The organism is Pseudomonas sp. P1_A1, from assembly GCF_056406935.1.
The window spans coordinates 105,293-131,635 of sequence record NZ_JBFTZE010000015.1; the positions used below are offsets into that span (position 1 = coordinate 105,293).

The following is a 26,343-nucleotide window of genomic DNA, read 5'->3' on the forward strand; positions in this document are numbered from 1 at the left end:
CCCTGAGGGGTTGCGGCGGACATTGACCTGACTGTCGGCCCGACTTGTTTTGAATAAAGCTCAATCGCTCTCCACGCGCTACGACCCCCGCGAGCTCTCTGATGAGGAGTTGGTCGCGCGCTCGCATACCGAGCTGTTTCACGTAACGCGCGCCTATGAAGAACTGATGCGGCGTTACCAGCGAACATTATTTAACGTTTGTGCACGATATCTGGGGAACGATCGTGACGCAGATGATGTCTGTCAGGAAGTGATGTTGAAGGTGCTGTACGGCCTGAAGAACTTCGAGGGGAAATCGAAGTTCAAAACGTGGCTCTACAGCATCACGTACAACGAATGCATCACGCAGTATCGGAAAGAACGGCGAAAGCGTCGCTTGATGGACGCTTTGAGTCTGGACCCCCTCGAGGAAGCGTCTGAAGAAAAGGCGCCGAAACCCGAGGAAAAGGGTGGACTTGATCGCTGGCTGGTGTATGTGAACCCGATTGACCGTGAAATTCTGGTGCTACGTTTTGTCGCAGAGCTGGAGTTTCAGGAGATCGCAGACATCATGCACATGGGTTTGAGTGCGACAAAAATGCGGTACAAACGCGCTCTGGACAAATTGCGTGAGAAATTTGCAGGCATTGCCGAAACTTAGTTTGGCGCAAATATCTCTTACGTGTAGGCAAGTTCTGATAGACTTGCCGCCGAGTTGTCCCCCGGTTTGCGGGACTGCTTCACAATCACCAGATGGGGATTTAACGGATGAAACTGAAAAACACCTTGGGCTTTGCCATTGGTTCTCTTATTGCCGCTACTTCGTTCGGCGCGCTGGCACAAGGCCAAGGCGCAGTTGAAATCGAAGGCTTCGCCAAGAAAGAACAGTACGACAGCGATCGTAACTTCAAGAACAACGGCAACCTGTTCGGCGGCTCGGTTGGTTACTTCCTGACCGACGACGTAGAACTGCGTCTGGCCTACGACGAAGTGCACAACGTACGTGCAGATGATGGTCGCAACGTAAAGGGCGCTGATACCGCTCTGGACGCTCTGTACCACTTCAACAACCCAGGCGACATGATCCGTCCATACGTTTCTGCCGGTTTCTCGGACCAGAGCATTGGCCAGAACGGTTCGGGTCGTAACCGCTCCACTTTCGCCAACGTTGGCGGCGGTGCCAAGCTGTACTTCACCGAGAACTTCTACGCCCGTGCCGGCGTTGAAGCTCAGTACAACATCGACCAGGGCGACACCGAGTGGGCTCCTAGCGTCGGTATCGGTGTGAACTTCGGTGGCGGCTCCAAGCCTGCTGCTGCTCCAGTTCCAGCACCGGCTGAAGTTTGCTCCGACAGCGACAACGATGGCGTTTGCGACAACGTTGACAAGTGCCCAGACACCCCAGCCAACGTAACTGTTGACGCTGATGGCTGCCCGGCAGTTGCTGAAGTTGTTCGTGTTGAGCTGGACGTGAAATTCGACTTCAACAAGTCGGTAGTCAAGCCTAACAGCTACGGCGACATCAAGAACCTGGCTGACTTCATGAAGCAGTACCCATCCACCACTACTGTTGTTGAAGGTCACACTGACTCCGTCGGTCCTGACGCTTACAACCAGAAACTGTCCGAGCGTCGTGCAAACGCCGTTAAGCAAGTTCTGACCAACCAGTACGGTGTTCAGTCGTCCCGCGTTCAGTCTGTTGGCTACGGCGAATCCCGCCCAGTTGCTGACAACGCTACTGAAGCTGGCCGTGCTGTAAACCGTCGCGTAGAAGCGAAGGTTGAAGCTAACGCTAAGTAATTAGCTCGCAGCTCAAGAAAAGCCCGGCTTAGGCCGGGCTTTTCTTTGTCTGCGATTTGGGTTTCAGAGTTGATTTTGCGCTGCTGCCAAAAGCTCGCAGCCTTCGGCGGCTCCTACAGGACCGCGCCGATGCATCGCTCCACGGTAGGAGCTGCCGCAGGCTGCGATCTTTTGATCTCATCGCAGGCCGCCACAGCACCGATCACCAGGATCGCCGGGCTTTTCAACTGGAAGCTGAGGGCATCGTCTTCCATCGCTGTCAGGTCGCTCCGGCATTCCCGTTGGTGCGGCAGCGAAGCATTTTCGATCATCGCCACGGGTGTATTGGCTGCCATTCCACCGGCCAGCAGTTGCTCGCGGATTTCACTGAGTTTCGCCACGCCCATATAGACCACCAACGTGGTGCCGCCTTGAGCCAGGGCCTGCCAGTTCAGGCTACTGTCATCCTGAGTGTGGGCCGTGACCAGTGTCACGCCACGGGCGACTCCCCGCAGCGTCAGGGGAATATCACATTGGGTCGCGCCGGCAAGGCCAGCGGTAATGCCATTGACCAGCTCAACCTCGACGCCACGCTCACGCAACCACTGCGCCTCTTCACCGCCGCGTCCGAAAATGCACGGATCGCCACCCTTGAGCCGCACCACGCATTTGCCGTGGCGGGTATAACGCAGCATCAGGCGATGAATGAAGGCTTGAGGCGTGGAGCGACAGCCGCCGCGCTTGCCCACAGGGATAATCCGCGCATTCGGGCAATGCTCCAACACCGCAGGATTGACCAGATCGTCGATCAACACCACGTCCGCTTCGCGCAACGCGCGAACCGCCTTGAGGGTCAGCAATTCCGGATCGCCGGGACCCGCACCCACCAGCCAGACTTTTGCGCTCATAGTGTTTTCCTCACGAGGTGACGGCGACTGGCTGCGCAGCGGCGGCCAGTAAACGCTTGATTTCCGGGACGCAGGAACCGCATTGCGTACCGCAGCCCAATTCTTGTTTCAAACCCTGCAAGTCCAGGCCTCGGCTGATGCCGGCGCAGACTGCGTTCTGGCTGACGTTCATGCAGTTGCACAGGGTCTTGCTGCCGGATGCCGGGGCGCCAGCGTTGCCTGGTGGCGCACTCAACGGTGCCAGCAGCCAACGGCGCAGCTGTTCGTCGGCGCGACCTTCGAGCCACAGGCTTTGCAGCCAGTGCTGGGCGAGCGTTTCACCGGCCAGGCGAATCGCGGTGATCCGGCCGTTCTCGATACGTACCCGTTTACCGATCGAACGCCGGGGATCGTCGTAGGCCAATACCGGGCCGTCGTTGAGCCCCAGGCACTGATCGATATCACGCAACAACTGCGGCTCTGGCGCGGTGGTGCTGGCGGCGCGTATCAGCAGCGCAGGGCGCTCACGGCCAGCCAGGCTGAGGCTGGCGTAGGAAAACGCCTCGCAGAGTGGTCGCAACGTCTCCAGATGCTGTTGAACATCGCCTTCGATCAGGGCGAAAAGCTGCCAGGGCAAATTCACAGGCTCGAGTCGCACGCCGCTGTGTTTGAGTTCCGGTTGCTTCGACAACGGATCGAAGGCGGGAAGGGTGAGGGTATTCACACCGCCCTTGAGAAAACGGTCGCCCCAATGCATCGGCAGGAAAGCCTGGCCCGGACGTACGCTGTCGTCGCTGCTGACCGGCAGGATCACCGCGCCCCGGCGACTTTTCAGATTGATCAGGTCGCCAGGTTGCAGGCGATGCCGACGCAGTTCATCCGGGTGCAGGCTCAACACGGCTTCGCTGACATGGCCGAACAGCTGCGCGGCGGTGCCGGTGCGGCTCATGCCGTGCCATTGATCGCGCAGGCGGCCGGTGATCAAGGTCAGCGGGAAGCGGGCATCGCGTTGTTCCTTGGCGGCGCGATAGGGGTCGGCCACGAACTGCGCACGCCCGTTGGCGGTCGGGAAAACCCCGTCGAGGTACAACCGCGCCGTGCCCTCGCGGGCTCCGGCGGGGAAGGGCCATTGCTGCGGTCCGAGCTGGTCGATCAACTCATGACTGATCCCTGACAGGTCGAGGTCGCGGCCGCGAGTCAGTTGTTTGTATTCGTCGAAGACCTGTGCCGGGGTTTCAAAGGTAAACAGGCTGGAGGCTCCAGGACGCAGATGTTTTTCCAGGCGCTGTGCGAAATCCACGGTGATTGCCCAGTCGGGCCGTGCTTCACCGGGTGCGCCGATGGCTCGGCGGACGTGGGAAATGCGCCGCTCGGAGTTGGTAACCGTGCCGTCCTTTTCACCCCAACTGGCAGCGGGCAGCAGCAGGTCGGCGAACGCGGCGGTTTCGGTGGTGCGGAAGGCTTCCTGCAGCACCACGAACGGGCAGGCTTGCAGTGCCTCGCGCACAGCGGTCTGGTCCGGCATTGACTGGGCAGGGTTGGTGCAGGCGATCCACAGGGCTTTGATCTTGCCGCTGCGCATCTGCTCGAACAGTTCGATGGCGGTTAGCCCGGTGTTTTCGGGCAGTTGATCGACGCCCCAGTAGGCGGCCACTTGCGCGCGGTGTTCGGCGTTGGCCGCTTCACGATGGCCTGGCAGCAGGTTCGACAAACTGCCGGTTTCCCGACCGCCCATGGCATTAGGCTGACCGGTCAGCGAGAAAGGTCCTGCACCGGGCCGGCCGATTTGCCCGGTGGCCAGGTGCAGGTTGATCAGCGCGCTGTTCTTCGCGCTGCCGGCGGTGGACTGATTGAGCCCCATGCACCACAGCGACAGGAAGCTCGGTGAAGTGCCGACCCATTGCGCGCATTGCTGCAGTTGCTCGACGCTGATGCCACAGAGTTGCGAAACCATTGTCGGGGTGTAATCGCGCACCAGGTTTTTCAGCTCTGCCAGGCCTTCGGTATGGGCCTTGATGAAGTCGCGGTCGATCCAGTCTTCCCACAGCAGCAAGTGCAAAATCCCATGGAACAAGGCGACATCGGTACCGGGCAGAATCGCCAGGTGCAGGTCAGCCAGATCGCAGGTGTCGGTGCGCCGTGGGTCGATGACGATGACTTTCATCTGCGGACGGCGGGATTTGGCTTCTTCCAGGCGACGAAACAGGATCGGGTGGGCGTAGGCCATGTTACTGCCGACGATCATCACGCAGTCGCTCAGTTCCAGGTCTTCGTAGTTGCAGGGCGGAGCATCGGCGCCGAGGCTGCGCTTGTAGCCGACCACCGCTGAAGACATGCACAGCCGTGAATTGCTGTCGATGTTGTTGGTGCCCACCAGCGCCCGCGCCAGTTTGTTGAAGGCGTAGTAATCCTCGGTCAGTAATTGCCCGGAGATGTAGAACGCGACGCTGTCCGGGCCGTGTTCGGCGATGGTTTGGGCGAAGACGCTGGCGGCGTGATCGAGGGCGCTGTCCCAATCGGTGCGGCTGCGTGCCAGGCCCTTGCCCAGGCGCAGTTGCGGGTACAAGGCGCGGGCCGTCAGGTCGCCGGTCAGATGCAAGGTCGAACCTTTACTGCACAATTTGCCGAAGTTGGCCGGGTGCGCCGGATCGCCGCTGACGCCGAGAATGCGCTCGCCGTCGTGCTCGATCAGCACGCCGCAGCCGACCCCGCAATAGCAGCAGGTGGAGGCGGTGATTTGACGGTCCATCAGCTTGCTTCCCGCAGGGCCAGCAACACCCGGCCATTCTCGACCCGTGCCGAGTGATGGTGGGCGCAGCCGATATCGGGAGCCTGGGCCTCGCCGGTTTCCAGATCGATCTGCCAGTTGTGCAGCGGGCAGGCGACCCGTTTGCCGTAGATCAAACCCTGGGACAGCGGCCCGCCCTTGTGTGGGCAACGGTCGTCGAGGGCGAAAACCTCATCGTCGCTCGTACGAAAAATCGCGATGTCGCCTTTCGGGCCGGCGATGATTCGCGAGCCGAGGGCATTGATCTCTTCCAGTGCGCAGATATCCAGCCAGTTCATACCGACACCTCCAGGTTCTTCACGGGAATGACCTCGAATTCTTTTTTCAGCAGTGGCTGTTCGAGGCGTTCCTTCCACGGGTCCTGTTCGAACGACAGGGAGAATTGCAGGCGTTCGTTGAGTGCCTTGCGTCGTACCGGGTCTTCCAGCACGGCTTTCTTGATGTGTTCCATGCCAACCCGCTGCAGGTAATGCACGGTGCGCTCGAGGTAGAAGGCTTCTTCACGGTACAGCTGCAGGAAAGCGCCGTTGTATTCGCGCACTTCTTCAGCGGTTTTCAGCTTGACGAAGAATTCTGCGACTTCGGTCTTGATCCCGCCGTTGCCACCGATGTACATCTCCCAGCCGGAATCCACGCCGATAATTCCGACGTCCTTGATCCCCGCTTCCGAGCAGTTGCGTGGGCAACCGGATACAGCCAGTTTCACTTTGTGCGGCGACCACATATTGAACAGGTCATGTTCGAGCTCGATGCCCAGTTGCGTGGAATTCTGGGTGCCGAAGCGGCAGAACTCACTGCCGACACAGGTTTTCACGGTGCGGATGGATTTGCCGTAGGCGTGGCCGGACGGCATGTCCAGGTCTTTCCAGACGCCCGGCAAGTCTTGCTTTTTGATCCCCAGCAAGTCGATGCGTTGGCCGCCGGTGACCTTGACCATCGGCACGTTGTACTTGTCGGCCACGTCGGCGATGCGCCGCAGTTCTGAAGGATTGGTCACACCGCCCCACATCCGCGGGACGACAGAGTAAGTGCCGTCTTTCTGAATGTTGGCGTGGGCGCGTTCGTTGATCAGGCGCGATTGCGGATCGTCCTTGGCTTCGCCGGGCCAGGTGGAAATCAGGTAGTAGTTGAGCGCCGGGCGGCAGGTGGCGCAGCCGTTCGGCGTGCGCCAGTTCAGGTAGCTCATGGTGCCGGCGATGGTCAGCAGATGCTGGTCGCGGATGGCCTGGCGGATTTGCCCGTGGTTGAGGTCGCTGCACCCGCAGATGGCTTTTTCGCTTTTCGGTTTGACGTCTGCCGCACCGCCCACGGTGTTGATCAGGATCTGTTCGACGAGGCCGGCACAAGAGCCGCAGGAGCTGGCGGCCTTGGTGTGTTTCTTCACGTCGTCGACGCTGAACAGCCCGTGTTCCTGAATGGCTTTGACGATGGTGCCTTTGCACACGCCGTTACAGCCGCAGACTTCGGCGGTGTCGGCCATGCTCATGGCTTTGTCCTGGCCTTGATGTCCTACATCGCCTAAAGCATTTTCGCCAAACATCAGGTGATCGCGGATCTCGCCGATGGCATGGTTCTCACGGATCTGCCGGAAATACCAGCCGCCGTCTGCCGTATCGCCGTACAGGCAGGCGCCGACCAGCACGTCATCCTTGATCACCAGTTTTTTGTACACCCCGCCGATCGGGTCGGAGAGGGTGATGGTCTCGGTGCCTTCGCCGCCCATGAAGTCGCCGGCGGAGAACAGGTCGATGCCGGTGACTTTCAATTTGGTCGACGTCACCGAGCCCTTGTAAGTGGCGAAGCCCAGTTGGGCGAGGTGGTTGGCGCACACCTTGGCTTGTTCGAACAGCGGTGCGACCAGGCCGTAGGCGGTGCCGCGGTGGCTGGCGCATTCACCGATGGCGTACACACGAGGGTCGTAGGTTTGCATTGTGTCGTTGACCAGAATCCCGCGGCTGCAAGGGATGCCGGCTTTTTCCGCCAGTTCGGTGTTGGGGCGAATGCCGGCGGCCATTACCACCAGGTCGGCGGGGATGATGTCGCCGTTCTTGAACTGCACCGAGCCGACCCGGCCATTGCCTGCGTCGTGCAGGGCCTGGGTCTGTTCGCACAGGCGGAAATGCAGGCCGCGGGCTTCCAGGGCGGTTTGCAGGAGTTGGCCGCTGGTTTTGTCCAGTTGGCGCTCCAGCAGCCATTCGCCGATGTGCACCACGGTGACGTGCATGCCCCGCAGCATCAGGCCATTGGCGGCTTCAAGGCCCAGCAGGCCGCCACCGATGACCACGGCGTGCTTGTGGGTCTTGGCGGTGTCGATCATCACCTGGGTGTCGGCAATGTCGCGATAGCCGATCACGCCCTGCAAGGTATTGCCGGGGATCGGCAGGATGAACGGGGTCGAGCCGGTGGCAATCAGCAGGCGGTCGTATTCAGCCTCGGTACCGTCTTCGGCGATGACCCGGCGTTTGACCCGGTCGATCTCAACCACTTTGCGGTTGAGCAGCAGCTTGATGTTGTTTTCCAGGTACCAGTCCAGATCGTTGAGCACGATCTCTTCGAATGTCTGTTCGCCAGCCAGTACGGGGGACAGCAGGATGCGGTTGTAGTTGGTATGCGGTTCGGCGCCGAAGACCGTGATGTCGTACAGCTCATTACTCAGCTTGAGCAGTTCTTCCAGGGTACGAACCCCGGCCATGCCGTTGCCGATCATCACCAGTTTTAGTTTTTTCATCAGGTTCTCCGGGGAGCTCGGGCCTGCCTCATCAGGGCATTCAGGCCTTGCTCGACAAAATTTTGCGCAAACAAAAAAAGGCGTCCCGCTAGCTAACTAGCGAGGACGCCTTTGTCCTTGTCCCGTTCTCTCGGGCAGCGCAGCCTTCTACGTTGAAGGCCGGGCTTTATGTCTGTTGGGAAAGGTAATGCAGTGGTTGTGCCAAGTCTCGCAAGGGCCGGATTTATGGGGTCTCACCGTGGGAGTAGAGGGGTGGCGTGCACCGGTTCAAGGCGTAGTGCCCGGTTTTGAAGCAGAAAAAGATCAAAAGATCGCAGGCTTCGCCAGCTCCTGCAGGAGATCGTGGGCACCCGTAGGAGTTGCCGCAGGCTGCGATCTTTTGATCTTTTAACCGTGAAACAGCAAAAACAGCAGCACCAGATTCACCAGCAACGACACCAGCGCCAACGTCCGCCAGACCTTCAACGGCTCGCGCTCCAGCAACGGTCTGGGGCGCACGCTCAAACTGCGTCGCTCCCCTTGTTCCAGCACTAGCAACCATTCTTCGGCCGTTTCAAAGCGTTGATCCGGGGCTACCGCCACCGCGCGCTCCAGACTCTGCGCGATCCATTCCGGCAGGTCGGGCCGATAGCGACTGGCGCTGACCGGCACGCCAAACCGTGGGCGCTGGAACGCTTCGATTTCGCCGTAGGGATAATGCCCGGTGAGCAGGTAATACAAGGTCACGCCGACGGCATACAGATCCTGTTGTGGCGTCGGCGAGTCGCCGCGAAAGGCTTCCGGCGCGATATAGCTGGGCGTTCCAGGCAGGGCGAAGGCTTGATCTTCGGACAGTCCCGGACAGTAGGCGAGGCCGAAATCCAGTAGACGCAACTCGCCGTCGTCCCCCAGCAGCAGGTTCTCCGGTTTGATATCGCGGTGCAAAATCTGCCGTCGATGCAGAATGCCGACAGCCCGCAGCAAGCGTTCGGCCAGGTCCTGCCATTGCGCCAGTGGCAGCGTTGTGACGCGCTCATGCAGCTCCGTCAGGGTCGACCCGGAATATTCACGCATCACGTAGTATAAATGCTGACGCTGACTGGCGGCATGGACTTCAGGGAAGTGCCGACCGGCTACACGCTTGAGAAACCATTCCTCCGACAACAATGCCTGCCCGGCCTGGTGATCGTCACGCAGCGCGCTGGGCAATGTTTTCAGCAGCCAGCGCTGTTGTTGTGCATCGCGTACCCGGTAGAGCAGCGATTGCTGGCTCTGGCCGAGGATCCCTTCGACCTGCCAGCCTTCGAAGGTCTGGCCCGGTTTCAGTGCAGGCGGGAGTGGCCATTGCTGCAGATGAATCAGTGCATCGCCAATGCTGGTTTCGCCAAGGGCATCGACCCGCACCAGCAGGGCGCTGGCATTGTCCTGGCTTCCGGCCAGGTGCGCGGCGCTGACCAGGGTCTGCGCGGCACTGTTGAGGTCAGGTTGATCGCGCAGAATCGCCGCGATGGCGGTGTCGCCCAGCACGGCCCAGATGCCGTCGCTGAGCAGCACGAAACTCTCGTTCAGGCGCAGTTCACCGTCCAGAAAATCCAGCACCAGATGTTGATCCAGCCCCAGAGCCCGCTTGAGCACATGCTGCATGCCCGGCTGGTCCCAGACGTGATCCTCGCTCACCCGTTGCAGCGTGTCGGCGTGCCAGCGATAAACCCGGCAATCGCCGACATGCGCCAAAGTGAAACGCCTGCCGCGCATCACCAGGGCACTGACCGTGGTCAGTAGCGGTTGCCCGCCGCCGTTGGCCTGCAACCAGCGGTTTTGTGCCAGTAGCAGACGATCCAGCGCCTGGGCGACACCCCAGGTTTCCGGTGTGGCGTAATAATCCAGCGCCAAAGCCTGCAAGGTCGAACGGGCCGCGAGACCGCCATCGGCGCATTGGCTGACGCCGTCGGCGATGGCGAACAGGTAACCCTTGCTCGCCGCCAGTGCCGGGGCCGGAGTGACCAGGCGCAGAGCGTCCTGGTTCTCTTCGCGAGGCCCGATGGCGCTGGCTTCGGCAAAACTCAGTTGCAGGCTCATTCAGCCCTCACACGCGAGCCGCGGTGACGGCTGCCGAACCCCAAGTGGTTCTCCAGCGACGTTTCACCCCGTGCAGACCGAACCAGGCGAGTACGCCGAGGCTGGCGAACAACGACAAGGCCATTTGATAGCTGCCGGTACTTTGCTTGATCGCGCCCATGCCGGCCGCCAGTGCGAAGCCACCGATGCCGCCGGCCATGCCGATCAAACCGGTCATCACACCGATCTCCCGACGAAAACGCTGTGGGACCAACTGGAATACGGCACCGTTACCTGCACCTAAACCGAGCATAGTGCAGACGAAAAGCGCCAATGCTGCGTAGGAACTCGGCAGATTGAAACCCACGGTCGCAATGCAGATCGCTGCCACGGTGTACATCGCCAACAGGGTGCGAATCCCGCCGAAGCGATCCGCCAGCGCGCCGCCCAACGGACGCATCAAGCTGCCACCGAACACACACGCCGCGGTGTAGTAGCCGGCAGTGACCGGGCTCAGGCCGTACTGGTCGTTGAAGTAGCCGGGCAGGGCGCTGGCCAGGCCGATGAAGCCGCCGAAGGTCACGCTGTAGAAAAACATGAACCACCAGCTGTCGCGGTCACCCAGGGCCTTGAGGTAGTCGGCCATGGACTTGGCTTTCGGCCGCTCAGGGGCGTTCTTGGCCAGCCAGGCGAAGACGATCAGGGTCAGGATCAACGGGATCAGGGCGAAGCCGAACACGTTGCTCCAGCCATACGCGGCGGCCAGCACCGGGGCGATCAGGGCGGCCAGCACGGTGCCCGAGTTACCGGCCCCGGCGATGCCCATGGCTTTGCCTTGGTGCTGCGGCGGATACCATTGCGAGGCCAGCGGCAGGGCGACGGCGAAAGACGCACCGGCCATGCCGAGGAACAGGCCCAGCAACAGCGCCTGCTCGTAACTGTGGATGCCGACTTTCCAGGCAACGAGCAGGGCGCTGATGACGATTATCTGGCCGATGATCCCGGCGGTTTTTGGCGACAGGCGATCAGCCAGCAGGCCCATCGCAAAGCGCAATACGGCACCGGCCAGAATCGGCGTGGCCACCACCAGCCCCCGCTGTTGGGTGGTCAGGTGCAGGTCAGCGGCGATCTGCACCGCCAGGGGGCCGAGCAGGTACCAGACCATGAAGCTCAGATCGAAATAGAGGAAGGCTGCGAACAGTGTCGGGGTATGGCCGGATTTCCAGAAGCTTGAATTCATCGCGCACCTCAGCTGTCAGGCGTATCAAGAAGGAGTCATGAGCTTGCAGGTGGGGCGCCGCAACGGCCGCACCACCAGCCCCGGTCTCTGGGGCCAAAACGGAAAAACGCCGCTACCCGATCCGCCAGGGGGCGAATGAGGTGAGCGACGTCTTTGTCGTAGGTGGGGCAACCGCCGTTGGTTACCTTGCAGTGATTACTTAGCGAGATTTGTGCCACATTTTTGAAATTGTGGTGAGGTTGCGATTTTTGCGGTTCAACCGAGCAACTCACTCATGGCAATGATCTGCTCCGCCACCTGGATCAGCTTCTGCTGGCGGCTCATGGCCTGGCGGCGCATCAGGGTGTAGGCCTCTTCTTCGTTGCAGTCCTTCATCTTCATCAGCAGCCCCTTGGCCAGCTCGATGCGCTTGCGCTCGGCCAGTTGCTGGTCGCGGGCGTGCAGTTGCGCGCGCAGGGCCTGATCGCTTTCAAAGCGAGCCATGGCCACGTCGAGAATCGGCTGCAAGCGTTGTGCGTGAATGCCTTCGACGATGTAGGCACTGACGCCGGACTTGATCGCCTGGCGCATCACGCCGGGGTCGTGCTCGTCGGTGAACATCACGATTGGCCGTGGTTGGTCGCGGGTAACCAGCACCACTTGTTCCATCACATCGCGGCTCGGTGACTCGGTATCGATCAGGATCACGTCCGGACGCACCGTTTCGACGCGCGCGGGCAGGTCAATGGTCAGGCCGGACTCGTCGATGACCTCGAACCCGGCTTCGGTCAGGGCCGCTTTCAGACGCCCGACTTTTTTCGCGGTGTCATTGATCAGCAGGATACGCAACATATTCGCAGGCTCCTGTCAGCGGCTGGCGAGAAGGGGAGCGCTGTCGCTCATGGCGTGCAGCGTGAAGCTGCGGGCATAGCCGGCCGGGTCCGAGCCGTCCCAGACTTTGCCGTCGATCAGTTGACTGCTGCGCATTTCCTGAGCCTGGGCGGGCACGCCGACACTGGTGGCGGCCTCTCGGTACAAGTCTAGTTGCTGAACCTGGCGGGCCACGCCGAGGTAGTCCGGGTCGTCGCGCAATAAACCCCAGCGACGGAACTGGGTCATGAACCACATGCCGTCGGACAAATACGGCAGATTGACCTCGCCGCCACTGTGGAAACGCATCGCATGCGGGTCTTGCCAGTGATTGCCCAGGCCGTCGGTATAGTCGCCGAGCAAGCGCGGTTCGATGCAATCGAGCGGGGCATCGAGGTATTCGGGAGCGCTTAACAGTTGCGCGGTGCTGCGGCGATTTTCGCGGCTGGCTTCGATGAAGCGGCTGGCCTCGAGGATCGCCATCACCAAGGCCCGGGCGGTATTGGGGTATTGCTCGACGAAGGCGCGGGTGCAGCCGAGGACTTTTTCCGGGTGGTCGGGCCAGATGGTCTGGGTGGTGGCCATAGTGAACCCGAGATTCTGTTGCACCGCACTGGCAGCCCACGGTTCGCCGGCGCAGAACCCGTCGATGCGCCCGGCTTGCAGATGCGCGACCATCTGTGGCGGCGGCACCACCACGCTGTCGACATCCTGCAACGGATGAATGCCCTGGCTCGCCAGCCAGTAATACAGCCACATGGCGTGGGTACCCGTAGGAAATGTCTGAGCGAAGGTCAGTTTTGGGCGACTTTGGTGCACGTGATGGTCCAGTGCTTCAGGACTGGTCACGCCCAGGGCCTGCAAGCCGTGGGAGAGGTTGATGCTCTGGCCGTTCTGGTTCAGGCCCATGAGCACGGCCATGTCGGTGGAGGCTATGCCGCCGATGCCCAGGTGCACGGCGTAAATCAGGCCGTACAGGCTGTGGGCGGCGTCGAGTTCGCCGCTGACCAGTTTGTCCCGCAGGTTGGCCCAGGACGACTGGCGCTTGAGGTTCAGGGTCAGGCCGTAAGGCTGGGCGAAGCCCTGGGTGGCGGCGACCACCACTGAGGCGCAGTCGCTCAGGGCCATGAAGCCAAGGTTGATTTCGGTTTTTTCCGGGGCATCGCTGCCGTTGACCCAGGCCAGTGGGCCGGCTGATGGTTCATTCATCGATTTGCACCTTCCAAAAAAAACGTCGTCCCATGGCCTCTGCGCGAGCAGAGCCGGTGACGACGCCATTGTCCTTCCACTCATTCCGTCGTTGGCATGAGCGCTGATGCCCATGTTGGTGCAAGGCATATGCCATCGCTGGCTGATTTTGTCGTGCGCCTCGCCTGTGGACTCGATGCGCGGCTATAATCGCCGCCTCTCATCGCCACCCGAGTCAAGCCTGCCCATGTACACCCTGGCCCGTCAGCTGCTGTTCAAACTTTCCCCGGAAACCTCCCACGATCTGTCCCTGGACCTGATCGGCGCGGGCGGGCGTTTGGGCCTCAACGGCTTACTGTGCAAGGCACCGGCGAAAATGCCGGTGACGGTCATGGGCCTGGAATTCCCGAACCCGGTGGGTCTGGCGGCCGGTCTGGACAAGAACGGCGCGGCGATCGACGGATTTGCCCAACTGGGTTTCGGTTTCGTCGAAATCGGTACCATTACCCCGCGTCCGCAACCGGGTAATCCGAAACCACGGATTTTCCGCTTGCCGCAAGCCGAGGCAATCATCAACCGCATGGGTTTCAACAACCTCGGCGTCGATCACTTGCTCGCTCGCGTGGCGGCGGCCAAATACAAGGGCGTGCTGGGCATCAATATCGGCAAGAACTTTGATACGCCGGTTGAACGTGCGGTTGACGACTACCTGATCTGCCTGGACAAGGTCTATGCACACGCCAGTTACGTGACGGTCAATGTCAGCTCGCCGAACACACCGGGCCTGCGCAGCCTGCAATTCGGCGATTCGCTCAAGCAATTGCTCGCCGACCTGGCCACGCGCCGGGCGGAATTGGCCCTGCGCCACGGCAAACATGTGCCGCTGGCGATCAAGATCGCGCCGGACATGAGCGATGAAGAAACCGCTCAAGTCGCCCAGGCGTTGATCGAAACCGGGATGGATGCGGTGATCGCCACCAACACCACCCTGAGCCGCGTCGGCGTCGAAGGTCTGGAGCACGGTGATGAGGCGGGCGGGTTGTCCGGCGCACCGGTTCGCGACAAGAGCACCCATACCGTGAAGGTGCTGGCGGCGGAACTGGCCGGTCGTTTGCCGATCATCGCCGTGGGCGGTATCACTGAAGGCAAGCACGCGGCTGAGAAAATCACTGCGGGTGCGAGCCTGGTGCAGATCTATTCGGGCTTTATCTATAAAGGCCCGGCACTGATTCGTGAATCGGTAGATGCCATCGCGGCGCTGCGCTAGCCGACATTTGGTCACACGGTCAATGTAGGGGATCGTGTTCAGCCTGCAAAGCAGGCATAAAAAAGGGCTCCCCGAAGGAGCCCCTGGGCCGAAGCCCGCCGTCCGGATAGGACGTGCGTGGTTAAGTCGTAGCGTAATCAGATTGTCGTGTCGGAGTGTGTGCCCTGTATTAGCCGACGGCGTGAAGTTCGTTGAGTCTGTGGATTCCCGCAGTGCCGGTCATACCGTCCCAATTGTCGCCGCGTCCTTCTCGCCAGCCATTGATCCAGGCTTGGCGTACCGACGGTAGAGTAAAAGGGCAAAGCTCACGGGATTTACCACCAACGCCATATTGATATCCGCGCAAAAATGCTCTTTCCAACGGATCACGCTTAAGTCTTCTCATAGGGTGTTTCCCTCACTTGTTGACTGTATTTATCGCGTCGACCTCAATCGAGGTCAGGCAGAAAAATTCTGCCGTTGGTGGCTCGCTGCCGGCGTCGCGAGCCAAGGTGTTGACGCCGTTGCGACGTCAACCTGAGTTGAGTTCTAACCAATGCGTCACATCGAGGGAATGACCGTTTTGTCATAAGAACGTAACCATAAAGATGGTATGGCCATAAGCAACACGATATTTGTGCCGTGTTGATGGGCCAAAGCCCGGTATGATCGGCCCTTCGCTGGATGCTGGGGGTTGCGCCTTAACGAGAATGACACCCGTTGCCCTTGGGTATTATTCGACGAAGGGTCGACTTATGACATTTTGTTTCATCAACTTTTTTATCTGCCCTGGCATCTAAGCTCTTTTAACCCGAGCAGTCAGGGTGGGACGGCACACCTTCGTGCCACGCGGGCGTTCTGTTAGAAAAACGCCTGATTGAAAACCGGATCGGCAACGCGTTGTCGGTTCACTTAGCTAAAGGCTCTGGAATTACCATGTCCGATCGTTTCGAACTCTTCCTCACTTGCCCCAAAGGCCTTGAAGGTCTGCTCATCGAGGAAGCCGTCGGGCTTGGCCTTGAGGAAGCACGCGAGCACACCTCGGCTGTGCGCGGCATGGCCACCATGGAAACCGCTTATCGCCTGTGCCTGTGGTCGCGTCTGGCGAACCGGGTGCTGTTGGTGCTCAAGCGCTTCCCGATGAAGGACGCCGAAGATCTCTATCACGGCGTGCTGGATATCGATTGGCAAGACCACATGCTCAACGACGGCACCCTGGCCGTCGAATTCAGCGGTCACGGCTCTGGTATCGACAACACGCACTTTGGCGCCTTGAAGGTCAAGGATGCCATCGTCGACAAACTGCGTACCCCGCAAGGCGACCGTCCATCCATCGACAAGCTCAACCCGGACCTGCGCATTCACCTGCGTCTGGACCGTGGCGAAGCCATCCTGTCCCTGGACCTGTCCGGTCACAGCCTGCACCAGCGCGGTTATCGCTTGCAGCAAGGTGCTGCGCCGCTGAAGGAAAACCTCGCGGCAGCGATTCTGATCCGTGCCGGCTGGCCGCGCATTGCCGCCGATGGCGGCGCGCTGGCTGACCCGATGTGCGGTGTCGGCACGTTCCTGGTGGAAGCCGCCATGATCGCCGCCGACATGGCGCCGAATCTGCGTCGCGAGCAGTGGGGCTTCACCGCCTGGCTCGGTCACGTGCCGGCGCTGTGGAAAAAACTCCACGAAGAAGCCACCGAACGCGCCGCGGCCGGCCTGGCCAAGCCACCGCTGTGGATTCGCGGTTACGAAGCCGACCCACGCCTGATTCAACCGGGCCGCAACAACGTCGAACGTGCCGGCCTGAGCGAGTGGATCAAGATTTACCAGGGCGAAGTGGCAACGTTCGAGCCGCGCCCGGACCAGAACCAGAAAGGCCTGGTGATCTGCAACCCTCCGTACGGCGAGCGTCTGGGTGACGAGGCGAGCCTGCTCTACCTCTACCAGAACCTCGGCGAGCGTCTGCGTCAGGCGTGCTTGAACTGGGAGGCGGCGGTGTTCACCGGCGCTCCGGACCTGGGCAAGCGCATGGGCATCCGCAGCCACAAACAGTATTCGTTCTGGAACGGCGCGTTGCCGTGCAAATTGCTGTTGATCAAGGTCACGCCAGACCAGTTCGTCACCGGCGAGCGTCGCACCCCGGAACAGCGTCAGGCCGAGCGTGAACAGGCGGCCTACGATGAAGCACCGAGTGAGCCGCAAGAGCGCAAGTACAACAAGAACGGCAATCCGATCAAACCGGCTCCGGCCCCCGCCCCGGTGATCGAGCAGCCGCGCCTGAGTGAAGGCGGGCAGATGTTCGCCAACCGTCTGCAAAAGAACGTCAAGGCGCTGGGCAAGTGGGTCAAGCGTGAAGGCATCGACTGCTACCGCGTCTACGATGCCGACATGCCGGAATATTCCATGGCCATCGACCTGTATCACGACTGGGTCCACGTTCAGGAATACGCCGCGCCGAAATCCATCGATCCGGAAAAAGCCTCGGCGCGGATGTTCGACGCCCTGGCGGCAATCCCGCAGGCGTTGAACATCGACAAGAGCCGCGTGGTGGTCAAGCGTCGCGAACGTCAGAGCGGCACCAAGCAGTACGAACGCCAGAGCGCCCAGGGCAAGTTCAACGAGGTCAACGAAGGCGGCGTGAAGCTGCTGGTGAACCTCACCGACTACCTCGACACCGGGTTGTTCCTCGACCACCGGCCGATGCGCATGCGGATTCAGAAAGAGGCGGCCGGCAAACGTTTCCTCAACCTGTATTGCTACACCGCGACCGCCAGCGTGCATGCGGCCAAGGGCGGTGCGCGCAGCACCACCAGCGTCGACCTGTCGAAAACCTACCTGGACTGGGCGCGTCGTAACCTGTCGCTGAACGGTTTCTCCGACAAGAACCGCCTGGAACAGGGCGATGTGATGGCCTGGCTCGATGCTTGCCGTGACGAGTACGACCTGATCTTCATCGACCCGCCGACCTTCTCCAACTCCAAGCGCATGGAAGGGATCTTCGATGTGCAGCGTGACCAGGTGCAGTTGATCGACCTGGCCATGGCGCGACTGGCACCGGGCGGGGTGTTGTACTTCTCCAACAACTTCCGCAAGTTCCAGCTCGAGGAAAACCTCACCGAGCGTTATGCCGTTGAAGAAATCACTGCCCAGACCATCGATCCGGATTTCGCCCGTAATGGCAAGATCCACCGTGCCTGGAAGATCACTGCTCGCTGACACTTGAGCCTGATTGGATCCACAGAGCCTTGATTTTTAAAGGCTCTTTGGTTCTTTCAGTGCTGGTCAAATTAGTGGCTAATAGCTATAACTCAACTCATGGCCAATGGGCTTTCCGGCACCTGGCGTTTTGAGTTGCGTTTATGTCGTTGCACGCCGTGCGCCCCAAGATCCTGGGTTTTATCAGCGAAGATGTCTCGGCCTGGCTGGTCGCGCTGCTGGTATTGCTCGTCGGCGGGATTCTCACGGGGTTGCTGGCCTGGGCAACACTCAATCAGTTTCATCAGCAAATGCGGCAACGTTTCCAACTGCTCGCCAGTGAACGCTACAGCCGTATCGTAGAACGTTTCGAAGATCAGGAGCAGCGCCTCGATGGCCTGCGCCGGTTCTTCGCCAATTCCGAGTCGGTGTCCCGCGAGGAATTCGACGGTTACGCCAAACCTCTTTTGCGGCGCACCCAAGCCTATTCCTGGGCACCACGGGTTTCCCGCGCCGAACGCCCCTTGCTTGAACGCTTCGTGCATGACGAAGGCTTCAGCAATTTCACCTTTCGCGAACTCACCGCCGACGGCCAGTTGCAACCGGCCGCGGAACGGGACGAATACGTGCCGGTGCTCTATAGCCAGACCCAAAGCCGACTGCCCACGCCACTGGGTTATGACCTGCTGGCCCAGCCTCTGCGTCGTTCGACCTTGGAGCGCGCCGATCGAACGGGCCGCATGGCCGTGTCGCAACCATTGCATCTGGTGGGCATTGAACCCGCCTATGCGCGGGGTGTGTTGCTGGTGGCGCCGGTCAGCCGTCAGCACCTGCCGGGCAGCACGCCCGCCGGGTATGTGATGGCGGTGATCAGCATGCGCCAGCTGCTGGCGGACGGGCTGCCGGAAGAGAATCTTGATTCTCTTTCGGTGCGCATCCTCGACTTGTCCACCGATGACCAACACGAAGTGCTGTACGAATCGACCAACCCGGCCGGGGCCAGTGACTTGTCCTCCACGCGCTTGCTGCGTCTGGCAGACCACGATTATCAAGTGGATATGCGCCCCAGTGCTGCGTTCCTGCAAGCCAACCATTCCTCGGTGACCAGCCAGGTGGTGCTCGGCGGTTTACTTAGCTTGCTGCTCAGTGTGTTTCTCTATGTGTTGGTCAGCCAGCGGCAACGGGCGCTGAAAATGGTCGAGCAACGGACCGAGGAATTGCACGCCCGTGAACAAGAGCTGCGCGGCACGCATGGCCAGTTGCGCGGTGTGCTGGATGCCGCGACTCAGGTGGCGATCATCGCCACCGACCTGCGCGGGATCGTCAGCACTTTCAACGCCGGTGCCGAGCACATGCTCGGTTACTCCAGTGCGCAGGCCGTGGGCCACATGACCCTGGAAAACCTGCACCTGCCCCGGGAGCTCGAGGCGCGGTCGGTGGAGTTGAGCGCGCGCTATGGCAAGCCGATTCCGACCTGTCAGGCAATGTTGGTCGAAGGCGGGGAAGAGGGCGGTCACGAAGCCCGGGAGTGGACGCTGGTGCGCCGCGACGGCAGCCATTTGACGGTGAACATGCTGGCGACTCCGGTCCTCGACGAACAAGGCTTGTGGGTCGGGTACTTGGCGATTTGTATCGACATCACCGAGCGCAAGCGCGTCCACGAGGCTCTGGCGGCGCGGGATCTGTTGTTGAAGAAACTCAGCGCCCATGTGCCCGGCGGGATTTACCAGTTCAAGATGGAGTTCGATGGGCGCTTCAGCGTGATCTACGCCAGCGACGGGATGCGCGACATCTATGAACTTGAGCTGGACGTACTATTACGCGATGCCGAAGCGGTGTTCTCGCGGATTCATCCTCAGGACTCGCGCCGGGTGCGCGCTTCGATCCTGGCGTCGGCGGACAACCTCAGCCCATGGCGCGAAGAGTATCGCGTGCAATTGCCCGAGCGAGGGCTGCGCTGGGTCCGCGGCGAAGCGACGCCGGAGGAGCTGCCCGGTGGAGGTGTGCTGTGGCATGGCTACATTTCGGACATTTCCGACCTCAAGCGGGTGGAAGAGGAATTGCGCGCGCTGTCGGTGACCGACTCGCTGACCGGGATCCATAACCGCCGCTACTTCCAGGAGCGCCTGACCACCGAAATGGCCCGGGTCGAGCGCGGCGGTGGCGAGTTGTCGGTGATCATGCTCGACATCGACCACTTCAAACGCATCAATGACCAGCACGGCCATGCCGTGGGCGATCGGGTATTGCAGGCGGTGTGTGAACGCATTGGCGGTCGTCTGCGGCGCACCGATGTGTTCTGTCGCCTGGGGGGCGAAGAGTTCATGGTGCTCTGTCCGGATATCGACGGCGAGCAGGCTTATGTGCTCGCCGTGGAACTGTGGCAAGGGTTGCGCAGTTCGCCGATCGACGAGGTGGGGATCGTTACCGCGAGTTTCGGGATTGCCAGCTGGCGGGCCGGGGAAGGCGCGGATGCGTTGCTGTTGCGGGCGGATTCGGGGGTTTACGCGGCGAAGCAGGCGGGACGGGATCGGGTTGAGGGGCAGATGAGGTAGGTCAGGCGGGATGTTTGTGTGGACAGAAAAAGATCGCCGCCTTCGGCAGCTCCTACAGGGTGTACACATTCTCATGTAGGAGCTGCCGAAGGCGGCGATCTTTTGACTTTAAAGGCTTACAACACCGAAGCCGTGGTCGGCAGTTTCGGCTGGCGATACAAGTCCAGCAGCACCTGATCCAGCACCGAAGACGCGCCAAACGGAGCCTTGTCGTTAAGGATCGCCACCACTGCCCAGGTATTGCCATTGACATCGCGGCTGAAGCCGGAGATGGCACGCACGGTGTTCAGGGTGCCAGTCTTGACGTGGGCTTCACCGGTCATGGCCGTGCGCTTCAGGCGTTTGCGCATGGTGCCGTCGGTGCCGGCAATCGGCATCGAGCTGATGAACTCGGCGGCGTACGGGCTGCGCCAGGCGGCTTGCAGCATCGCGGCCATTTCACGCGCGCTTACCCGTTCGGCGCGGGACAGGCCGGAGCCGTTCTCCATCACCAGGTGCGGTGCGGTGATGCCTTTCTGCGCCAGCCACTGACGCACCACGCGCTGGGCCGCTTTGGCGTCATCACTGTCGGCGTCGGTGCGGAACTTCTGGCCCAGGCTCAGGAACAACTGCTGAGCCATGGTGTTGTTACTGTATTTGTTGATGTCGCGAATGATTTCCGCCAGGTCTGGCGAGTAGGCCCGGGCCAGCACCTTGGCGCTGCTCGGCGTCGGTGCCAGACGATCCTGGCCCTGGATGCTGCCGCCCAGTTCCTTCCAGATCGCGCGCACGGCGCCGGCGGTGTAGGTCGCGTGGTCGAGCAGCGACAGGTAGGTCTGGGAGCTGCAACCTTCGCCCAACTGGCCGCCGACGGTCACGGTGACGCTGCCATCAGCCTGGGTCACCGGGTTGTAGCGCACGCCCCCGGTGCATTGCTTGGAGTTGAGCGCCTTGACCTGATTGTCGATGCGGATGCTGGCAATCGGCGGCTCGACCGACACCAGGACCTTGCCCGAGTCGTTGCGGGCCACGAAACGCAGGGCCTTGAGGTTGACCAGCAGTGCGTCGGGCTTGACCAGGAACGGTTTGTTCTCGTCATTGCCGTCGTCGTTGAACTCGGGCAGTTGCGGCTGCACGAAGAAGCCGCGGTCCAGCACCAGGTCGCCGGTGACCTGGGTCACGCCGTTGGCACGCAAGTCGCGCATCAGCAGCCAGAGCTTTTCCATGTTCAGCTTCGGATCGCCGCCACCCTTGAGGTAGAGGTTACCGTTGAGAATGCCACCGCTGAGGGTGCCATCGGTGTAGAACTCGGTTTTCCACTGGTGGTTCGGGCCAAGCATTTCCAGTGCCGCATAGGTGGTGACCAGTTTCATGGTCGAGGCCGGGTTGACCGAAACGTCAGCGTTATAAACGGTTGGGGTGCCCGGGCCGTTAAGCGGGATCATCACCAGCGACAAGGCGCTGTCCGGCAATTTGCTGGCCTTGAGGGCCTTTTCAACGTTGGGCGACAGGGCGGTGTTGATCGGCGCGGCGGAAACGGGGAGAGCCAGGGGCAGAAGAAGGCTGGCCAGCAGCAATGGACGCAAAGATTTGATCATCTGAAATAAAACCCTACAGCCGAGGGGAAAAAAGACGAGGGCATGGTGATAAATTCCCTCAGCGGTCATGAAAGTGTCGGCATTATGCCCCAAGGTGCAAGGGCTTGTGCCGCACCTTGGTCGTCTAATCCGCTATTTTTTTACCGACGGTAGGCATGGTGCCGTTCTGAGGCGGGTAATCGGCGCCTTAAACTGCTAAAGTGCCGCCCGTTATTACTTATGAGGATTGTTCCAATGGCGACTAACCGTTCCCAGCGTCTGCGCAAAAAACTGTGCGTCGATGAATTTCAAGAGCTGGGTTTCGAACTGAACCTGGATTTCAAAGAAGATTTGGCTGATGAAGCCATTGATGCTTTCCTCGACGCGTTCCTGAAAGAAGCCATGGAAGCCAACGGTCTGGGTTATGTAGGCGGCGATGACTTCGGTCTGGTTTGCCTGCAGAAGCGTGGCTCGGTGACCGAAGCACAGCGTGCCGCTGTTGAAGCCTGGCTCAAGGGCCGTAGTGAATTGACCAGCGCTGAAGTCAGCCCGCTGATCGACGTCTGGTACCCGGAAAAGCCGATCAATCCGGTAGCCTGATGTTCTAAAAAAACGGCGACCCAAGGGTCGCCGTTTTTTTCAGGCCTTGCGCCAATTCAGAATCACCAGCGTCAACACCCCCGCGACAATCCCCCAGAACGCCGAACCGATGGAAAACAGCGTCAGCCCCGATGCCGTCACCATAAAGGTAATCAGCGCCGCTTCCCGTTCCTGCACTTGCGCCATGGCAATGCTCAGACCGTTGATGATCGAGCCGAACAGCGCCAGCGCGGCAATCGACAGCACCAGTTCTTTAGGCAACGCGGCAAACAACGCCGCCAGAGTTGCACCGAACACTCCGGCAATCCCGTAGAAAATCCCGCACCAGACCGCTGCCGTGTAGCGCTTGTTGCGATCCTCATGGGCGTGCGGCCCGGTGCAGATCGCTGCGCTGATGGCAGCCAGGTTGATGCCGTGGGAGCCGAACGGTGCCAACAGCAGCGAGGCGATGCCGGTGGTGGTGATCAGCGGCGAGGCCGGCACGTTGTAGCCGTCGGCGCGCAAAACGGCGATGCCCGGCATGTTCTGCGAGGTCATCGCCACCACGAACAACGGGATGCCGATGCTGATGGTTGCGGCCAGGGAGAAATGCGGCGTGGTCCAGACCGGCGTCGCGACTTCCAGGTGAAAGCCACTGAAATCCAGCAACCCCATGAAACCGGCCAGCGCGGTGCCGATCAACAGTGCCGCGAGCACGGCGTAGCGTGGCGACAGGCGCTTGACCAGCAGATATGTGAAGAACATCCCCAGGACCAGCCCGGTGCGGTGCTGGGCGGCGACGAAAATCTCGCTGCCGATCTTGAACAGAATCCCCGCCAGCAACGCTGCCGCCAACGAGGCCGGAATCTTTTTCACCAGCCGTTCGAAACTGCCCGTCAGGCCGCACACGGTCACCAACACTGCGCAAGTAATGTAGGCGCCGATGGCCTCGCCGTAGCTGACACCGCCCAGGCTGGTGATCAGCAACGCCGCGCCGGGGGTCGACCAGGCAATGGTAATCGGGGTGCGATAGCGCAAGGACAGGCCGATCGAGCACACCGCCATGCCGATGGAGATCGCCCAGATCCACGACGAAATCTGCCCGCTGCTCAGGCCCGCCGCTTGGCCTGCCTGGAACATCAGCACCAGCGAACTGGTGTAACCGGTCATCATGGCGATGAACCCGGCGACGATGGCCGAGGGCGACGTGTCGGTCAGGGGACGAAGCTGCGTGTGCGTGGCGTCGGTCATGACAGCTGTGTTCCTTGTTCTGATAAAGATGTCCGTAGCAACACCACCCACATGTAGGAGCTGCGGATTCTGCGTTCAAGCCTAAACTGAAACGTAACCGGTCGTTGCAATACAGCAAAGGCGACAAACAGCCGTACAGTCGTGTTGCCACCCGCCATTGTGTACAATTGCAGTGTTTTTTACGCGATACTTGCCAGCGACCCACTGTGCCGTATTACAGTCACGGTCAATTCGCCGCAGTTCTCCCGACTCGAGTGCCCATGAACGAACAGTTGCAACCCCTCAAGAAACAACCGCGAGCAGGCAAAGCCGGCCGCAGCGGAACCCAGGACGATATTGTCTACGCGCATATCTTCGAGGCCATCCTCGAACAGCGTCTGGCGCCCGGCACCAAGTTGAGCGAAGAAGCGCTGGGGGAAATTTTCGGGGTCAGTCGCACCATCATTCGCCGCGCGCTGTCGCGTCTGGCCCATGAAGGCGTGGTGTTGCTGCGACCGAATCGCGGCGCTGTCGTCGCCAGCCCGAGTGTCGAAGAGGCCCGTCAGGTGTTCATGGCGCGACGCCTGGTGGAGCGGGCGATCACTGAACTGGCGGTGCAGCACGCCACTGCCGAGCAGATTGCCGACTTGCGGCAGATGGTCAACGACGAGCGCGACAGCTTCTCCCGTGGCGATCGCGGTGCCGGTATTCGTCTGTCGGGCGAGTTCCACTTGAAACTGGCCGAAGCGGCGAAAAACGCGCCATTGATCAGCTTCCAGCGCAGCCTGGTGTCCCAGACATCGCTGATCATCGCCCAGTATGAGAGCGGCAACCGTTCCCACTGTTCCTACGATGAACACACCCAGCTGATCGACGCCATCGAAGCGCGGGACGCGACGCTGGCGGTGGATTTGATGATGCATCACATGGACCACATCGACAGCAAACTCAACCTCGACGAAGAAAGCGCGTCGGATGATTTGCATGCGGTGTTCTCGCATCTGTTGCAGACCAAGAAGCCGGGGCGGCCTGTCGCCAAACTCTGATTTGTTGGGGCCGCCGAAAAGATCGCAGCCTTCGGCAGCTCCTGCATGGGAATGCGTACATCTGTAGGAGCTGCCGAAGGCTGCGATCTTTTGTGATTCTGACAGGCGATAAAAAAATCCCCCGCAACCAACGATTGTGGGGGATTTTTTATGCCCGGAAGATCTTAACGCTGATGCACCAGATTCCCCGCCGCATACGTCTGCAATACCGTCCGGTCATCCCCCAGCGTCATCAACACGAACAACGTCTCGGCAATGTTATTGGCCTGCTTCAGGCGATAACTCAGCAACGGCGTCGCGTTGTAGTCCAGCACCAGGAAGTCCGCGTCGGTGCCCGGATGCAGGGTGCCGATCTGGTCTTCCAGCCGCAGCGCGCGGGCGCCGCCGAGGGTGACCAGGTACAACGACTTGAACGGGCTCAGCCGTGCGCCTTGCAGCTGCATGACCTTGTAGGCTTCGTTCAGGGTTTGCAGCAGCGAGAAACTGGTGCCGCCGCCGACGTCCGTGCCCAGTCCGACATTCAGTTTGTGCTTCTCGGCCATCGGCAGGTTGAACAAGCCGCTGCCGAGGAAGAAGTTCGAGGTCGGGCAGAACGCAATCGCCGATCCCGTCTGCGCCAGGCGCGCGCATTCGTCGTCGCACAGGTGCACGCCGTGGGCAAACACCGAGCGCTCGCCGAGCAGTTGGTAGTGATCGTAGACGTCCAGGTAGCCCTTGCGCTCCGGGAACAATTCCTTGACCCACTCGACTTCCTTGAGGTTTTCGCTGATGTGGGTCTGCATGTACAGATCCGGGTATTCGCCGAGTAACTGGCCGGCGAGGGTCAGTTGCTCCGGGGTGCTGGTCGGGGCGAAGCGCGGCGTGACCGCGTAGTGCAGGCGGCCCTTGCCGTGCCAGCGTTCGATCAGCGCCTTGCTTTCGACGTAACTCGATTCGGCGGTGTCGGTCAGGTAGTTCGGCGCGTTGCGGTCCATCATCACCTTGCCGGCGATCATCCGCAGATCCAGTTGCTCGGCAGCCTCGAAAAACGAGTTCACCGATTGCGGATGCACGCTGCCGAAGACCAGTGCGGTGGTGGTGCCGTTGCGCAGCAGTTCCTTGATGAAAATATCCGCCACTTCATCGGCGTGAGCCTTGTCGGCGAACTGGCTTTCGCACGGAAAGGTGTAGGTGTTCAGCCAGTCCAGCAGTTGCTCGCCGTAGGCGCCGACCATGCCGGTTTGCGGCAGGTGAATGTGGGTGTCGATGAAGCCGGGGGTGATCAGTGCGTCCTGGTAATGGGTGATCTCGATGTCGGCCGGCAGCGTCGGCAGCAATTCGCTGGCGTGGCCGATGGCGTTGATCTGGCCGTTCTCGACCACCAGCAGGCCGTCTTCGAAATATTCGTAGGAGGCTTCGATGCCCACTTCGGCAGGGTCGGCGATGCTGTGCAGAATGGCGGCGCGGTAGGCTTTGCGAGTCATTGGCATG

General features: G+C 60.8%; 19 protein-coding genes. 7 read left to right on the plus strand and 12 right to left on the minus strand.

The window, feature by feature from the left end; all coding sequences use genetic code 11:
• Positions 1-49: 49 nt before the first annotated feature.
• Positions 50-640: an RNA polymerase sigma factor SigX gene (gene sigX / locus AC1D2Q_RS21390; RefSeq protein ID WP_017337463.1), complete on the plus strand. Its 591-nt coding sequence runs from the start codon at positions 50-52 to the stop codon at positions 638-640.
• 107 nt (positions 641-747) lie between these two features.
• Positions 748-1,779, plus strand: coding sequence for an OmpA family protein (locus tag AC1D2Q_RS21395; protein WP_477814457.1), 1,032 nt, complete (start codon positions 748-750; stop codon positions 1,777-1,779).
• Positions 1,780-1,892: 113 nt separating this feature from the next.
• Here the strand turns inward: AC1D2Q_RS21395 and cobA are convergent, their stop codons facing one another.
• The 8 genes from cobA to AC1D2Q_RS21435 form a co-directional block, all read right to left on the minus strand.
• Entirely contained in the window at positions 1,893-2,666 is a 774-nt protein-coding gene (gene cobA / locus AC1D2Q_RS21400; RefSeq protein ID WP_477814458.1) for a uroporphyrinogen-III C-methyltransferase, read from the minus strand.
• A gap of 10 nt (positions 2,667-2,676) precedes the next feature.
• On the minus strand, positions 2,677-5,394 hold the full coding sequence (locus AC1D2Q_RS21405; protein ID WP_477814459.1) for a nitrate reductase: 2,718 nt from the start codon (positions 5,392-5,394) through the stop codon (positions 2,677-2,679).
• Positions 5,394-5,711 carry a nitrite reductase small subunit NirD gene (gene nirD, locus AC1D2Q_RS21410; RefSeq protein ID WP_008146292.1) on the minus strand — a complete coding sequence of 106 codons (318 nt, stop codon included), beginning with the start codon at positions 5,709-5,711 and terminating at the stop codon, positions 5,394-5,396. The genes AC1D2Q_RS21405 and nirD overlap by 1 nt, the downstream gene beginning before the upstream one ends.
• On the minus strand, positions 5,708-8,161 hold the full coding sequence (nirB, locus tag AC1D2Q_RS21415; RefSeq protein ID WP_007940642.1) for a nitrite reductase large subunit NirB: 2,454 nt from the start codon (positions 8,159-8,161) through the stop codon (positions 5,708-5,710). The genes nirD and nirB overlap by 4 nt, the downstream gene beginning before the upstream one ends.
• A 387-nt stretch (positions 8,162-8,548) precedes the next feature.
• The gene (locus AC1D2Q_RS21420) at positions 8,549-10,219 is read right to left on the minus strand and encodes a bifunctional protein-serine/threonine kinase/phosphatase (RefSeq protein ID WP_477814460.1); all 1,671 of its coding nucleotides are present in this window, start codon (positions 10,217-10,219) and stop codon (positions 8,549-8,551) included.
• A 7-nt stretch (positions 10,220-10,226) separates the two neighbouring features.
• Positions 10,227-11,438 carry a nitrate/nitrite transporter gene (locus AC1D2Q_RS21425; RefSeq protein WP_477814461.1) on the minus strand — a complete coding sequence of 404 codons (1,212 nt, stop codon included), beginning with the start codon at positions 11,436-11,438 and terminating at the stop codon, positions 10,227-10,229.
• 255 nt (positions 11,439-11,693) lie between these two features.
• Complete coding sequence (locus AC1D2Q_RS21430; protein ID WP_018925269.1) at positions 11,694-12,269, minus strand: ANTAR domain-containing response regulator; 576 nt, start codon at positions 12,267-12,269, stop codon at positions 11,694-11,696.
• 15 nt (positions 12,270-12,284) lie between these two features.
• Positions 12,285-13,496 (minus strand): CmpA/NrtA family ABC transporter substrate-binding protein, encoded by a 1,212-nt coding sequence (locus tag AC1D2Q_RS21435; RefSeq protein WP_477814462.1) that lies wholly within the window; start codon positions 13,494-13,496, stop codon positions 12,285-12,287.
• 226 nt (positions 13,497-13,722) lie between these two features.
• Between AC1D2Q_RS21435 and AC1D2Q_RS21440 the strand changes: the two genes are divergently transcribed.
• Positions 13,723-14,742 (plus strand): quinone-dependent dihydroorotate dehydrogenase, encoded by a 1,020-nt coding sequence (locus AC1D2Q_RS21440; RefSeq protein WP_026331742.1) that lies wholly within the window; start codon positions 13,723-13,725, stop codon positions 14,740-14,742.
• Between the two features lie 169 nt (positions 14,743-14,911).
• Here AC1D2Q_RS21440 and rmf read toward each other — a convergent pair whose 3' ends face one another.
• On the minus strand, positions 14,912-15,127 hold the full coding sequence (gene rmf, locus AC1D2Q_RS21445) for a ribosome modulation factor (protein WP_003223300.1): 216 nt from the start codon (positions 15,125-15,127) through the stop codon (positions 14,912-14,914).
• Positions 15,128-15,657: 530 nt separating this feature from the next.
• On the opposite strand from rmf, the gene rlmKL reads away from it, so the two are divergent.
• A complete protein-coding gene (gene rlmKL / locus AC1D2Q_RS21450; RefSeq protein ID WP_305411734.1) occupies positions 15,658-17,928 on the plus strand; it encodes a bifunctional 23S rRNA (guanine(2069)-N(7))-methyltransferase RlmK/23S rRNA (guanine(2445)-N(2))-methyltransferase RlmL in 2,271 nt (756 codons plus the stop codon).
• Between the two features lie 143 nt (positions 17,929-18,071).
• Positions 18,072-20,462, plus strand: coding sequence for a sensor domain-containing diguanylate cyclase (locus AC1D2Q_RS21455; protein WP_477814463.1), 2,391 nt, complete (start codon positions 18,072-18,074; stop codon positions 20,460-20,462).
• 116 nt (positions 20,463-20,578) lie between these two features.
• On the opposite strand, the gene dacB is transcribed toward AC1D2Q_RS21455, so the two are convergent.
• Positions 20,579-22,039 carry a D-alanyl-D-alanine carboxypeptidase/D-alanyl-D-alanine endopeptidase gene (gene dacB / locus AC1D2Q_RS21460; RefSeq protein WP_018925274.1) on the minus strand — a complete coding sequence of 487 codons (1,461 nt, stop codon included), beginning with the start codon at positions 22,037-22,039 and terminating at the stop codon, positions 20,579-20,581.
• Between the two features lie 234 nt (positions 22,040-22,273).
• On the opposite strand from dacB, the gene AC1D2Q_RS21465 reads away from it, so the two are divergent.
• Positions 22,274-22,618 carry a YggL family protein gene (locus tag AC1D2Q_RS21465; protein ID WP_018925275.1) on the plus strand — a complete coding sequence of 115 codons (345 nt, stop codon included), beginning with the start codon at positions 22,274-22,276 and terminating at the stop codon, positions 22,616-22,618.
• Positions 22,619-22,657: 39 nt separating this feature from the next.
• Here the strand turns inward: AC1D2Q_RS21465 and AC1D2Q_RS21470 are convergent, their stop codons facing one another.
• Positions 22,658-23,848 (minus strand): benzoate/H(+) symporter BenE family transporter, encoded by a 1,191-nt coding sequence (locus tag AC1D2Q_RS21470; RefSeq protein ID WP_477814464.1) that lies wholly within the window; start codon positions 23,846-23,848, stop codon positions 22,658-22,660.
• A gap of 260 nt (positions 23,849-24,108) precedes the next feature.
• Between AC1D2Q_RS21470 and AC1D2Q_RS21475 the strand changes: the two genes are divergently transcribed.
• A complete protein-coding gene (locus AC1D2Q_RS21475; protein WP_105339602.1) occupies positions 24,109-24,873 on the plus strand; it encodes a GntR family transcriptional regulator in 765 nt (254 codons plus the stop codon).
• Positions 24,874-25,037: 164 nt separating this feature from the next.
• Here AC1D2Q_RS21475 and guaD read toward each other — a convergent pair whose 3' ends face one another.
• Entirely contained in the window at positions 25,038-26,336 is a 1,299-nt protein-coding gene (gene guaD, locus AC1D2Q_RS21480; RefSeq protein ID WP_477814473.1) for a guanine deaminase, read from the minus strand.
• Positions 26,337-26,343 lie beyond the last annotated feature (7 nt).

What these genes read in the sequence shown, in the direction of transcription:
- AC1D2Q_RS21395 (WP_477814457.1), top strand. Translation starts at nt 748, where the DNA reads ATGAAACTGAAAAACACCTTGGGCTTTGCCATTGGTTCTCTTATTGCC.
- AC1D2Q_RS21475 (WP_105339602.1), top strand. Translation starts at nt 24,109, where the DNA reads ATGAACGAACAGTTGCAACCCCTCAAGAAACAACCGCGAGCAGGCAAA.
- AC1D2Q_RS21440 (WP_026331742.1), top strand. Translation starts at nt 13,723, where the DNA reads ATGTACACCCTGGCCCGTCAGCTGCTGTTCAAACTTTCCCCGGAAACC.
- guaD (WP_477814473.1), bottom strand. Translation starts at nt 26,336, where the DNA reads ATGACTCGCAAAGCCTACCGCGCCGCCATTCTGCACAGCATCGCCGAC.
- AC1D2Q_RS21425 (WP_477814461.1), bottom strand. Translation starts at nt 11,438, where the DNA reads ATGAATTCAAGCTTCTGGAAATCCGGCCATACCCCGACACTGTTCGCA.
- AC1D2Q_RS21405 (WP_477814459.1), bottom strand. Translation starts at nt 5,394, where the DNA reads ATGGACCGTCAAATCACCGCCTCCACCTGCTGCTATTGCGGGGTCGGC.
- AC1D2Q_RS21465 (WP_018925275.1), top strand. Translation starts at nt 22,274, where the DNA reads ATGGCGACTAACCGTTCCCAGCGTCTGCGCAAAAAACTGTGCGTCGAT.
- rlmKL (WP_305411734.1), top strand. Translation starts at nt 15,658, where the DNA reads ATGTCCGATCGTTTCGAACTCTTCCTCACTTGCCCCAAAGGCCTTGAA.
- AC1D2Q_RS21455 (WP_477814463.1), top strand. Translation starts at nt 18,072, where the DNA reads ATGTCGTTGCACGCCGTGCGCCCCAAGATCCTGGGTTTTATCAGCGAA.
- nirD (WP_008146292.1), bottom strand. Translation starts at nt 5,711, where the DNA reads ATGAACTGGCTGGATATCTGCGCACTGGAAGAGATCAATGCCCTCGGC.
- AC1D2Q_RS21470 (WP_477814464.1), bottom strand. Translation starts at nt 23,848, where the DNA reads ATGACCGACGCCACGCACACGCAGCTTCGTCCCCTGACCGACACGTCG.
- AC1D2Q_RS21420 (WP_477814460.1), bottom strand. Translation starts at nt 10,219, where the DNA reads ATGAGCCTGCAACTGAGTTTTGCCGAAGCCAGCGCCATCGGGCCTCGC.
- AC1D2Q_RS21430 (WP_018925269.1), bottom strand. Translation starts at nt 12,269, where the DNA reads ATGTTGCGTATCCTGCTGATCAATGACACCGCGAAAAAAGTCGGGCGT.
- cobA (WP_477814458.1), bottom strand. Translation starts at nt 2,666, where the DNA reads ATGAGCGCAAAAGTCTGGCTGGTGGGTGCGGGTCCCGGCGATCCGGAA.
- AC1D2Q_RS21435 (WP_477814462.1), bottom strand. Translation starts at nt 13,496, where the DNA reads ATGAATGAACCATCAGCCGGCCCACTGGCCTGGGTCAACGGCAGCGAT.
- rmf (WP_003223300.1), bottom strand. Translation starts at nt 15,127, where the DNA reads ATGAGAAGACTTAAGCGTGATCCGTTGGAAAGAGCATTTTTGCGCGGA.
- dacB (WP_018925274.1), bottom strand. Translation starts at nt 22,039, where the DNA reads ATGATCAAATCTTTGCGTCCATTGCTGCTGGCCAGCCTTCTTCTGCCC.
- nirB (WP_007940642.1), bottom strand. Translation starts at nt 8,161, where the DNA reads ATGAAAAAACTAAAACTGGTGATGATCGGCAACGGCATGGCCGGGGTT.